This is a genomic window from Limosilactobacillus mucosae (assembly GCF_046939755.1).
Classification (GTDB): domain Bacteria; phylum Bacillota; class Bacilli; order Lactobacillales; family Lactobacillaceae; genus Limosilactobacillus; species Limosilactobacillus mucosae_A.
This window is the reverse complement of the sequence record NZ_JBKZAY010000003.1, coordinates 18876-31907: the sequence shown is the minus strand read 5'-3', so window position 1 is coordinate 31907 and position 13032 is coordinate 18876. Positions and strand designations below refer to the sequence as shown.

Annotated in this window: 8 protein-coding genes; all 8 read right to left on the bottom strand. The window is 48.4% G+C overall.

Annotation, left to right across the window (positions count from 1 at the left end; all coding sequences use genetic code 11):
• Positions 1-7: 7 nt before the first annotated feature.
• Entirely contained in the window at positions 8-1228 is a 1221-nt protein-coding gene (locus tag ACLUWI_RS01835) for a phage tail tip lysozyme (RefSeq protein WP_412145920.1), read from the bottom strand.
• 13 nt (positions 1229-1241) lie between these two features.
• On the bottom strand, positions 1242-1523 hold the full coding sequence (locus ACLUWI_RS01830; protein ID WP_412145919.1) for a hypothetical protein: 282 nt from the start codon (positions 1521-1523) through the stop codon (positions 1242-1244).
• A complete protein-coding gene (locus ACLUWI_RS01825; protein WP_412145918.1) occupies positions 1523-3451 on the bottom strand; it encodes a conjugal transfer protein in 1929 nt (642 codons plus the stop codon). The genes ACLUWI_RS01830 and ACLUWI_RS01825 overlap by 1 nt, the downstream gene beginning before the upstream one ends.
• Before the next feature lie 13 nt (positions 3452-3464).
• Positions 3465-4160 carry a hypothetical protein gene (locus ACLUWI_RS01820; RefSeq protein WP_412145917.1) on the bottom strand — a complete coding sequence of 232 codons (696 nt, stop codon included), beginning with the start codon at positions 4158-4160 and terminating at the stop codon, positions 3465-3467.
• Complete coding sequence (locus ACLUWI_RS01815) at positions 4150-4494, bottom strand: DUF5592 family protein (protein ID WP_034540337.1); 345 nt, start codon at positions 4492-4494, stop codon at positions 4150-4152. Before ACLUWI_RS01815 ends, ACLUWI_RS01820 begins: the two co-directional genes overlap by 11 nt.
• 139 nt (positions 4495-4633) lie before the next feature.
• Positions 4634-7387 (bottom strand): pLS20_p028 family conjugation system transmembrane protein, encoded by a 2754-nt coding sequence (locus ACLUWI_RS01810; protein ID WP_412145916.1) that lies wholly within the window; start codon positions 7385-7387, stop codon positions 4634-4636.
• Complete coding sequence (locus ACLUWI_RS01805; RefSeq protein ID WP_412145989.1) at positions 7387-10401, bottom strand: VirD4-like conjugal transfer protein, CD1115 family; 3015 nt, start codon at positions 10399-10401, stop codon at positions 7387-7389. The genes ACLUWI_RS01810 and ACLUWI_RS01805 overlap by 1 nt, the downstream gene beginning before the upstream one ends.
• A 115-nt stretch (positions 10402-10516) precedes the next feature.
• Positions 10517-12964, bottom strand: a complete 2448-nt coding sequence (locus ACLUWI_RS01800; RefSeq protein ID WP_412145915.1) for a hypothetical protein — start codon at positions 12962-12964, stop codon at positions 10517-10519.
• Between the last annotated feature and the right edge of the window lie 68 nt (positions 12965-13032).

Below are 13032 nucleotides of genomic sequence, written 5' to 3'. Positions count from 1 at the left end.
TAACCCCCTACTTTGATTGGCCGTCCTTAATCAGTTGCACCGGATCGAGCCACGTACCATCATTGCGGAACGCTGAGCTTTCAGCAGCGCTAATTTCTTTTTTAGAAACGCCAATATGCACGTGATTAACTAGCGGACTGGTTTCAGAACCCGACTTCGGCAAGGTACCAATCGTGTCACCAGTCTTAACCGTGTCGCCTTCTTTAACCTTAATGTATTTGGCAGCCTGGCTATCTGAGAAGGCAAACTCTTGATAGACCTCGTAGTAGCCATCGTCAGATTTAACACAAATGTAGTAGCCTAAGTCGTTTTGCGTCGTCCCACTGTGGCCGATTTTATAAACGGTGCCGCCATGAATGGCCTTGATTTCCTGTCCGCCATAGGCAGCATCGCCAAAGTCCACGCCATCATGGAAGTTTCCCGTTCGACTCGTGCTATGGCCAAACAGCTGCTCACCGGAAATTGCCGGATTGTTGTTTTTGATTGACGCAAACGGCCAACCCCAGTCACCGCCAGATCCGGCGCTTGAAGAGCTACACTGATTCTCATCGTTCTGTGCGTTAGATCCGCCATCAGCTGTTGCCGCAGCATCGCCCAGAATCGAGTCTGAACCGCTGATGTTGGCCCCGCCAAACAGCTCATATGCAGTCCGCGCGGCTGCCCGTCGTGCACTATTGGTATTTGCCCGTGCTGATGGCGATGGCCGTTCATAACCGTTCATCCAAGCGGTTGCCGCATCTTCTGGCGTTCCACCCTTGGTTTCCTTGAAGTAAGCTTTAACCGTTTGTGGTTCAAGCGCCATTACGACGTCTCGCTGGTTTTCGACCGACCAGGATTTATCCGACTTTGGACTGGTCAGATACTTGCTCTTTGGTGTGAACTGGTACAAACCACCCCCACCTTCAGCCCCAGCACCAATTTCCGCTTGATCCAATACAAATCCAGGATCTTCAGCCCCACCAATGTTGCCAACGATCCCAGCGGCTTGCGCCCCACTCATGCCTATGCTGGTCCAGGATTTAAAGGTGGCTTCGGCATTTTTATAGGCTTCGGTTCCCACTTGTGTCCAGGCACCACCGCCACCGGTACTGCCACCACCAATATCAGAAGTGCCACCGGTCTTACATGACTTGTTGCTGAGCAGCATCATCATGGCCATGATTATACTGATTAACAGCAACAGGCCCACAGCGATACCGCCAATAATCCAATACTTTTTCTTTTTCAAAAATCCCGCCCCCTTAGATCAGCAGGAGCAGCATAATGAGCGCCATAACGCCTAGTGCGATCAGCATAAACTTCAGCTTCTCGTTCTGATAGTCAGGGACGTGTTCATTATCTAGGAGCTGCTGCTTACGTTTTTGAACGGCTGCATTGGTGTCATCGCGGAGCCGCTGATAACGATTGATCGGGTGTTTGACCAGGTAATTTTTCTCTGCTTTTCGCACTGCCTTGTCGGTAATCTCAGACTGGCGCTTGTGTTCGGCATCTTTACGCAGTTGGACTCGTGATCGAATTGCCATTAAATGCCACCTCCATACCGCCGTTCCTCGTCATGCGTAATCTCAACCTTGAACTGCACATTGCGATCACCGTTGATGTTCATCAAGACTTCCGTTTTTTCCAGCTTAGTCAGTCCTTGCAGCTCATCAGTCGTGGTTGAGCCACCCAGCGCCATCTGCAGGCGTGGGAGATCATCATCGGAAATCTGGAAGAAGAAGCGGATCTGAAACAGCGAGAAAATCTTTTGCACGGCCAAAACGTACGGATCATGCGAATTGCCGTTCATGATCAAGTCTTTGATCGTCGGGGCAGCCATCGTAATTGCACAGAAATTCTTCCGCATCTGCTCCATCATTGACGCCAAAAACTCAACACCAAACGTAAACTTTGGATTGATAATGTTTTCAACCTCATCGATATTCAGGTAGTACCAAGGGATCGAATACATATCCAGCGTGCCGTTTTTCAGCTGCCGGCGAAGCTTCATGCCGTTTTTGATGATATCAGCGGATAACAGCGTCAAGACCGAGTAGATCTGCGCGTTGAAAATCGGCTTGCCTTGTGCCAGTAACCCTTGAATGTTAAACGTTACCACCTGTTCGTTGGTCAGATCAGGGAATCTCGTAATGCCATCAAACATATCGCCCTTGGACTCCTCAATGTTGGCAAAGGTAGAGGTGATCCGGTTCATCGATGTGACCATGTTGCTGGTCAGCCGCATGCGTGGATCGCGTTCTGCTTTTCGCTGGCGCTCATTGGCGTACAGTACGAAGTCCCGCAGCGTTGGGTACATATCATGATCCAGACCAGTAATGCGGATCGACTGGGCGTTCTGCTGCGGATTGCGGACCCAGAGGTTCTGATCAATGTAGAAATCCTGAATCCAGCTATCCAGCATCGTCATATCGTCACTATTGGCGTCCTCGCTCAGAAACTTGAAGAAGTTCTTTAGCTTGGTTACGTGCTGGGCAAAGGAGTTGATCTCATCGACCGTGCCATCGTCATTTACTACTGTAGGAAAGACCTCAAACGGATTGATCATGTTTTCCGGCTGATCAAGCTTGATGATGACGCCGTTCTGGTCACGCGTCTGATCCGTATACTCGCTAGAGACGTCAAAGTTGCGAATGTAGGCCCCTCTGGCGAATACGTCGTCGTTCAGCTTTTTTAACAAGGTTGACTTACCCATACCGGCATTCCCCGTCACGAAGAAAAAGGAACGCGTCCGGTGTCGATCGCGCTGAAACGGATCAAACATGACCTCGCCAGAAGTCCGTGTATAGCCGTAGTACGAACCGTTTGGATCCTCAAGTTTGACGTGGTTGAACGGATAGGATCCTGACATTGATCGAGCCGAAATTGGTACGCCTACCGGGTGATTAAGCATATCCTGTTCCTGCATCGTTGGAATGAAAATCGACTCAAAATCAGAAAGCTGCTCATCAGCATACCGAGCCATCATAAACTGGCCGTTTTCCCGAATCAGTCGCTTTGTCCGCTTCTCAAGTTCGGCTAATGTTGGTGCATAGACAAAAATACGCATGTAGACCCGTTTCATGACCTCATTAGCCTGCGAGATCTGGCTCATCAGCCGCATTTGGTCCATGTAGGTGCCGGACGCTTCCACGTTATCCATTTCCTTAGCTTTGCCGGAAACTCGAATCTTTTGTTCCGTAGCAGAGCGTGACAGCTGCTTCAGAATTTCCGTCCGGTCTTCCGTGCCGAGACTAATCACGGCCATGGTTGCGTCGTTGTTGGTTAATGGTACGCCCCAAAACGGCATCAGTCCGTGTGCTGGATACTTATATACGCGTAGGCATGTAACGTACCCATCGCCCATTTCCAGGTAGCGCGCATGCCGCTTCAGATTGCCTTGCGGCTGAATCCGCGCCAGAAAGTCAAGATCATAGCCCGCTTGCGTTAAGCGTAGAATTTCCTTTCGTTTCATCAAATTCCCCCCTTTATTTGATCTGCGTGTTCAAGTTGTTGATCCGAAACAACGTCTCTTCTTTGCGCTCCAGATCCATTGGTTCCAGAATCAACGAATCGCCGCCCCAGCTGATAACCGCGTCGCGTAGATTGCGCAGCTCTTGCTTCCGCTTGCCGAAAATAATTAAGATAAACTCTTCAGATACCAGCTTCTTTTCTACGGCTACGTTTTGCTTCTGCTTGATATCGATATAGCGCAGTTGTGTACGCAGCTGCTGCCGGCGTCGCGGATCGTTTTCCCGCTGAACTGCCTTCAGCACTTTAACGTACCGACTCTGCCAGTATGACTTTTGCTTAGAAGCATCGACTGGGAAAGGACTAATAATGATTTTCATATCGTCAACCGCGGTCTGTAAGAAATGATGAAACCCGTCAATAATCTGCTGCTGTTCTCGGCCGGACATCGTACCTACGCCTTGCCCGCGAATATTAAGCATATCGGCATAGCCATCAGCTTTTTCCCGCAGCACGATAAAGTGATCGGTATCCTTGGTAAAACCACGATAGGCCAGCAATTCCAGCATCGTGGCACTGGGTACGTTCTCTGATCCGCGGTAGTGTTCGCTATCTAATTGCTCTTGTTGACGTTTTTTACCAAAAAGTCCTGCAAAAGCCCCATGCCGCTGCCGACCAGCCATGTCTGCACTTGCGGTTCCTCTAATCGCCAAAGTTCTGGTCCTCCTCTCTCATCTGAGCTACTGTTTTAAACTCGTAGTAGCCGAATGACTTAAACAGTCTTGGCTGCCGATTAACGATCAGCATCCAGATCACCTCAAAATTGCGTTTGCCTGGGTTCGTATGCGGACGCAAATCCAAATAAATAGCTAAAATTACTGACGTGATCATAAACAGCGTCTGCTGCACCGTCTGCTCAGCTGGAAACAGATTGCCAAGCAGAAAGGCGCTGCCAATTACAATTCCAAAACATCCAACATCCTTAAGAAAAACGCCGGTAAAAAACTTAATTTCCGATCGGACATCAGGAACAACGCCAAAATCCATATCACGGCCTCCTTTTCTTGTTATTAATTCATCAACCAATAATACTTAGCCATGCCATTCGCTCAACATTCGCCAACCTCGTTCCAAGGTTGGAACGAGGTTAAAAAAAGAGCCAGCCTTACGACTGACTCTTTAGTGTTTATTCATCGTCTTCAAATGGTGCTGATTCTCGACCGCTGACGTGTCCTCGCTGGGACATGTTGAAGCGACGACTCGAAAGATAACTGGTGCTGGACTTCTCCAGCTTCTTGCCAGCCTGATTGATCCGCTGACTTACGCTTGGCTTTTCAATCGCCGTTTCTGGCATATCATGCGTTACCGTTTTTGTGTCCGGTGCTTTTTCGTTGTTAATCGATGGTGCCACTGATGGCGCAGCTCCCTGATCAGCATAACCAGCATTACCGTTAGCATGTTCATAACCGCCTCTCGTTGGTTCTACCGTTCCAGTCGGTTCTGCTGATTGATGCGCCTTTTCTGACATATCAAATTTGTTAGGTGCTTCACCATTAATGCCGTGATCTGCTGCCAGTCCTGGTTGAGCATTGCCACTATGGCCATATGCTTCTTGATCAATCACATCAGTGCCGGAACCATTAATGCCGCTACCCATTTCAGAACCAGGGTATGGCTGATTACCTTGGCCATCGACACCAGGTTCAGCAATGCCGCTGCCCATTTCAGAGTCAGCGTATGGCTGATCATTTTGGCCATCGACACCAGGTTCAGCAATGCCGTTACCCATTTCGGGGTCAGCGTATGGTTGATCACCTTGACCATCGACACCAGGTTCAGCAATGCCGTTACCCATTTCGGGGTCAGCGTACGGCTGATCATTTTGACCATCAATACCAGGTTCGCCAATGCCGCTGCCCATTTCAGAGTCAGCGTATAGCTGATCACCTTGACCATCGACACCAGGTTCGCCAATACCGCTGCCCATTTCAGAGTCAGCGTATGGCTGATCATTTTGACCATCAATACCAGGTTCAGCAATGCCGTTACCCATTTCGGGGTCAGCGTATGGTTGATCACCTTGACCATCGACACCAGGTTCGCCAATTCCTTGACCGTCCGCACTGCTGCCATAACCAGCTTCTTCACCCATCTCATCGCTGCTGCCGATCCCTGTTGCTGGACCATCGATCGTATCACCCTGTTGATCATAGTTGGTAGCATCATAAGGATTATTGTTCATGCTGTTATCGGCATTGTTATCAACATTGGCATCGGTTTGACCAGAATTATTGTTTTCGCTGGAATTGTCAGCATTTTGAGTATTGCTGTTGATTCCCGTTGCATTATGGTTGTTGGCTGCGTTCTGGCTCACATTATGGTTGGCCGAGTTATTCTGCAGATTGTCGTTATCATTGATACCGTGACTGTTCTGCGAATGATTGCCTAGTGCCGTATTGCTGTTGGAATCATGCGACTGGTTGTGTGAATTGTTGGAACCATTATTGCCATAGATCCCCTTGCTGCTATTTTTGCCAAAGCTGGAAACCTTGCTAAAGCCCCAGCCGGCCGCTCTAGCACCCATGCCTGCCATGGCACCGCCCATTGCACCAGCAGCCATGGCATGACCGCTTTCGTCAGCAAAGCCTTGGCTGACGCCAGTTACTCGTTCAAAGTAGCTGATCCCGGCCAACATGGCATAGCCGGCACCGGCATAGATCACGATTACGGCCAGGGCGTGCGTGATCCACGTCATATCAGTTGGCAGCTTTGTCGGCGCTACAGCAATAAAGATGAAGAACATCTTCAGCACCAAAACGATCAGGACCATGGAAAGATACAATCCCACGATTGAATTGACCAGATCACGCAGCTTTTTCGGACTGCGTACTGACTGGAATGCCAGAATCGGTGCTACCAAGTTCATGGCCGTCAGTTCGAAGATATCCTTAACGACTCGGATTGAGGCAATCAAGAGAATGACGCCTAAGATGATGGATTGCCCCAGCAGGCCCATCCAGTCAACGTCATAGCGCGCATAGACGTCATCGTTGTTGGAGCCGGCCCCAACACCAGTCGCGTTCTTTACCAAGATATAGCCGCCGCCAGTCTGTTTGGACTCATCGTTTAAGTGATACTGAAGCGGTGCCGTATAGTTCTTGTAAGGATCTTTATCCAAGCCCAAATTCTTCAGCGTATCTTTATCCAGATAATCGCCAAAGTCCAAGTTGCTTACGTCGTTTTCATCACTAATGGTATTGAGCTTAGAGATATTTAAACGATCCGGATTTTCCTGCCAGCCATGTCGCACAACGGTACTCAGATCAATAATATTATTTTTGATCGGCTGGATTGCTAGATCATCAGTCATGCCCTTGTCGCTGGCCTGATTTAAGTCCTTGCGCGCTGAGACTGCGACGTTGCCGACGCCTGACGTTGATCCGGCACCACTGACCGTCCGCATCATTAATGGCAGGACCGTTAGTGTTAAGGCAACCATCAAGACGTTCGGCAGGATTTTGCCCCACTTGACGGCATGACCAAGCGACTGGAGTACGATCACGATCAATGCTGCCCCCAGTAAGGCCCAACCAATCGAGGACATTACAACGTACAGCCCGTGCAGTGGCGACCCCTTGCTGGACAAGGTACCGTCCCAGCCCAGCAGGCTGAAGGTTGCCGTAAAGATTTTTTCAAAACCGCGGTTAAAATCATAGATCCAGTGCACTGGCACGGATTGAAACCAGCCGGCCATCTTGCGAAACATACCCCAGGTCAGATGCAGATGCGGTCCCCATTCTTGATAAAATTTGACAATCTGACTGCTGGATCCGTCCGTAATTGGACTGTTGCTGACTGCCTGCGACAGTTCGCTGTCTGTTGGCGCCTTGACTGCAATGATCGGCACCAGCTGCAGCAGGCTTTTAAGCATTGTCAGCATTAAGCGTTCCCCCCTTCAGAAGTTTCAGTTTTTAGTTGCAATATTTGATCCTTCGCTTTGTCAAAAAGCTCTGGCTTGCCATCAAAAAGGCCTGCCAAGTTTTTCCAGCTGTTGTTTTCCGGCTTCGACCAGTAGCCATGCGTATCCTTTAAGAAGCGCATGCGTCGTTCACTGGGCAATCCTTGTGCCAGCAGCGTATAGACTACTCGAAACGTACCATCTAGTAGCTGCTGATTCTGCAGTTCGGCGACTGAAAAGATTTGATCGTTATCATCATCGACCAGATCATTCGTGCCAAAAACATCATCAGGCTGCAGAAATTCCTGCATGAAATCCTCATCACCCAGATGAGGCTTAGCTCCATGCGGCTGATTGCCGGCTACCGATTCGTTGCTGCCAAACGGATCTATTGGTTCGGCCTGCGTCTGGCCATTGTCCATCAGCTCAAGCAACTGATTATAGGCGTTATCGTAGTTAATGCGCAGCGCCTTTAAGTCCAGCGAGCGATGCGGCGATTTAATGCCAATATCGGATAAGGTCATCTGATCGTTGAACTCATGCCGCAAGAACGTATATCTGAATGGCATGGCCGTCTGACCATGGTCAAAAATTGGCATGGCCGCAACCGAATGGCCTTTTTGGTCCTGACGATAGACTGACCGCAAGACGACCATTTCCCCACCCATCAGCTTCATCAGGTCATTCATTGACATGATATCCTGGCTGATAAATTGGTTTGAGAAGCTGGTGCCATGTACGTCGCCCATTTTGCCAGAACTGGTCTGTACGTTGACGGTCCGCTTACCGATTTTGGCCGAAATGGTTTCTGCCGTCTTTTTGGATTCCGTCAGAATGTACAGCAGATTGGCACAGTTGGACTCAATAGTGTCCGCCTGCTGCTGCGAGTAGTTGATCTGAAGCTGCTCCAGGTTTTGCACGATGATATCAAACAGCAGGTTTTGCCCCAGTCCGATTGATACCTTGGTGTCCATATGCGAAATAGGCGGTAAGTTACCAAACTCATCCAACAGAAAATGAACGCGTGTAAATGACTTGCGCCCATTGGCCAGAGCCGTTGAGTAGATCGTGTTAAAAATTTGATCGACGGCAAAAGCCGGCAGCTGGTTGTACGATGGATTATTTGGTGGCGTTACTAGGAACATGGCCACCGGTGATTCGGAATAGTCCATCTTCATTTCTGTAACGTCGCCAGCCAGCGTAGTCTGCTTGATCGTCAGCTTGACCTCTTTTAGCAGTGGCTGATGCGTGTAAGGATCACGCTTGAATGAATGGGCCGTAAAACCGTTGCGTTGATACAGCTTGTGGCCATTGACCACGAGTTTGGCATCACGATAGTCCGGTTCGTTTTTGCGATAGTCGAAATTGATACTGATCGTAAAATCATCTGGCAGCTTAGCTTTGATTGCGTAGTTGAGCATACCAACCTTATCAACGATCTGCGTCCGCTTCTCCAACTTTTTACCGTTGTTGTCGTCAATCTCGATGACAGCCGTCTTAAACTTGTAGCGTTCTGGCAGCCGAAAGCGCATCGTCCGCGGAAAGCCGATACTTTCAAAGTTAACTGAGTTTTTTGAGGTCAGTTTGGCAATGTTCGACTGTTGGTAGATTTTAATTCCTTCCATCGCTGACGAGTAGATGTTACCTGAGGTTTCATCGCCGGCAAACTTGGATTGCGCAAACGAGTCTAGCGCCATCTGCCGAAACTGGCTGTAGTGCTTTTCATTGAGTTTCTGCATTTGTGCAAAGTAGACGAGCAGTTTGTTCTTCTGCCCAGCAATCGTCGAATCACTAGGCATTTTGAGGCTTTTATCTGCCATCAATTCATCTGCACTCGGTACGATATCGCCACTGGCATTGACGTTGACCTGTTTAGAGCCAAGTTCCGTCATCATATGCAGTACGTTGTCCATCGTTACCTCGTCCCAACGATCGTTGCGTTTGGCATAGTCAACAACGGCCAAAATTAAAGCGTTTAGCAGGTTGATTGATGAGTTCTGCCAGAATTTATCCTTGGCGTTTGGATCAACATAGATGCTTGACGACAAGGTATTAACAGCCTGCTGCGTTTCATCATAGTAGCCCTCTTTAGCAAACGAGATTATCTGTTGCAGCGGATTATAACTCATGGAGAAATCCGTGTTTTGCAGGTTAAGCACCTGCACGTTGTACCCCCGCTTTCTGAGCGTCTCATAGCTCATCTGATACAATTCACCTTTTGGATCGTTAACAACCATTGAGCATTTTTCCGAACCGCGTGAAAGAATATCAACCAGCGGCATCACCAGTGTTTCACCCTTACCAGAACGGGTAATCCCGACGATTAGGGAGTTAACTGTTGTCTGGTCAATTGAGTAAAACCCTTTGGCCGGCTCAACAAACGGCAAGGCATTTTTGAGCATAGGCAAACGTGTGGCCAGCTGATTGACCTCCGGCGCGAAATAGTAGCGTAGCCAGGCAACCGGGTGATGTTTCAAGAAGACCGGTGCCGTTGCTTTAATGTGCGATACGGGAATCCCGCCTACGCCATCATACTCAAAGCCGCGGTCTGGAATCTGTGGATATTGGACCAATACCTCATCTTCCGTCGTCAGCCGATCATTGCCATACTGGTTGCCATGATTTGGCCGCCATTTTAGCCAGGTTTTGATCACCAATGGCAACATTACCCCAGCACCAATCAGTTCGACTACTCCAAAAATAAGCGGATTGCTCCGCATGACCTGATAATTTCCTAAGTTGGCCCTCTGCCAACCGTTGCTTAGTATTGAAAATACTTGTGCGTTAACTTGACCGTTCAGAAACTGATAGCTATCCGGCGAGTGAAACCAGTCAATCGTTGCCCGGATCCCCGCGGTTAGCCAACAATTAAGCCAGCTGATAAAGACCGCCCAGCAGAGCCAGATTATCGTCAGCACAATTGGCTGCCCAATCAAGCGCCCCTGTTTTCCATCTTTGCGGCGTCTTTCTCTATCATAATTAAAGGCCAATAGCACCACCATCCTTTCGTAACTTCAGACAAAAGCTTAGTTTAAATTCCAGTTCAGACAAGTTCCGCCATCAAAGCGAAAACGACCATTGTCTGCAAGACAACAGTCGCTTAATTGGATATTACTTGTTAGCATCACTGACCTTATTAGCCAGAGCAGTATCACCGGCTTGGTTCAGTAGTGATACTGCCTGCGTTGAGCGATAGCGATCATTCATGGCCAAGTCAGTTCCCATTGCTTTGACCGCCGCATCAGCAGCCTTAGCATCGTTGTTAATGATTGCCTTGTCCAAGGCGTAGTACTTTTCGTTCTTGTACTTGTCGAGTTCAGTACCGTTATTTGCATGCAAGGCATTCAAAGCAGCCTGCGTCTCATCAGTTGCTGAACTGGCTTTGTAGGATTCTTGAACAACGTTGCTATTGGTCTGCTTAGCCTTGGCAACCTTCTTGTTCATCGTTTGTGTAATCTGTTCTACACGAGCAGCATTTTCTTTATGTTGCCGATAAGTGTAGTAGCTGAAGCCACAGATCATCAGTACCAGCAGCAGGAAGAACATAACAACCAGTCTTTTCACCCCATGCAGCATGCCGTCCATCTGTTTAGTATATTGTTCGCCGTGCCCTTTTGACGTTTGATGATCATCGGCGGCAACTGCTGTTGATTCAACTGCAGCTACGCGCGTTGCTGGCTGTTGCGGCTGCATTTCGGTTGCCAGCTTGAATTTGATGTAGTTGGACAGCGTTGAATTCAGCTCATCGTTTTTATTTTTGGAATCTTTGGTGCTGAGTTCCTTAGCAGCTGCCAGTTTTTCATTCATTAAAGAATCATTTTTTTCCTGCAGCAACTGCTTGTCACTCTTGAGCGCAGCATTTTCAGTTTCCGCTGTTGCCCGCAGCGCTTCAGTGCGAGACAGCTGTTCCTTTAAGTCGCTGATAGTCTTGTTGGCTTCCCGCAGTTCCTCAAACGGTGCTTGGATTCGTTGCTTTTCCGTCTCCGAACGATTTTCTGAAATGACAATCTGTTTGGCATTTAAATGCTCATTCGTCACTTGCGTCCGATAATCGTCTAATTCCTGCGTTTCATCAGTCAGCATCTGCTGAAGCAGATCTAAACCGTTGACGCGCAGTTGAGCAGCATCTTCACGAGCCTGCAGTTCATAGTGGCGCTGTTTCTCTTGGCGCAGCTTAGTTTCCGCATCATCATTCCGCCGCTTAATCTCAGCCCATTCTGTATCAAACTTTTTATTGGCAAGCTGTTCGTAATGCTTGCTAAGTCGTTGTTCGGCCTGCTGTTTGTTGTTTTCGGAATCGCTGTTGATTTTGCTTTGCTGTTGCTGATATACACGTTCAGCCTGCTCCAGGTCATCTTCGCGTTGCCGATCGATTTTGGCATATTCGGCTTTTAACTCTCGTTGTTTAGCAGCATACAGTTCATTGGCGATCTTGGCATGCAGATTTGCTGCATCATTTTTGTGCTGCTTGCGGAAATTGGCAACGGCCTTCTCAATCTTAGTCTTATAACTTTCACGAAGATCAAGAATTGCTTTTTCATTTTTATCATTAATTTTTTCCGCGCTGTTTTGCAGCAGCGCATTAAAGGTTTTCTTGCGCTGGTTTAGCTGATACTCAACATAGCCATGCTGCCCTGGTTCAACTGGATCGAGTTCTGCCACCTCAAACTGCGGTGCCGAGACATGCCCTTTTTCACGGGCAAGCTTTTGTTCGTCGTCTGCTGCATCGGTTACGGCTCTGACGGCCGAGCGTGTCTCATGTACCGTAGAAGCAGCCGGTGCAGTTGGCTTGGCAGCAGGCTTGGGCTTTTCAATCGGCGCCGGCGCTGGAGTACTTACCGGCTCAGCAGCAACTGTTTCGGTTGTGCTTGGCGCGTCATCTTCAATTGGATGATCACTGAAGGTATGCGTTTTTGCATCATAATACTGCTTTTTGGGTTCTGCTTCCGCCGGCGGTTCGCTGGTTGAATAGGCTGGCACGTCAAGCGTAACGGCTCCCTTTTCAATCTCGTCCTTTTTCGGCAGGCGGGCAATTTCATTTTCACCAACGTTCACCGACTCCAGATAGGCCCGTTTTAAGTCTTGGCAGATCTCAATCTTTTCATCATAGGAAACATCGCTGTTTTCTGGCAGATTGAAGATCGTCTCGAAAATTACTTTAGTCAGATTTTGGTAGTCGTAGTTAAGCTTAAAGCCTGGCAAAGTAATGTATTCGTGCGGATTGCCGTCATCAGAGTTTGGCTTGCCCATCTTGGCTTTTTTAGTTTTGTCAAACAGCCAAATGGCCAGATAGTCAAACTCGATCGGCTCTGCTGTTTCGGCAACTACGTCACGCAGATTGTCAAACAGATCCTCAGCCGTCTTAAGCGTGGCAAACGGCAAGGTTTGATCCAAAGCTGGCAGACCATTGTTCTTTTCCGTTTCAGAGGCGCTTTGGATTGCCTCGGCAACCTGCGTATTGTTTTCCGGTTTGAATTGATCGGCAAATTCTAAGCGAATCGTATATTTGTCATCAAGCATGATGCTTTTCTTTTTATTTTTTCTATGAAAAAGTCCCATCGCTAAATCTCCTTATTTATTTTTAAAAATTAATACATGAGTAAGCCTAAACGGATTTTATCGTTAGA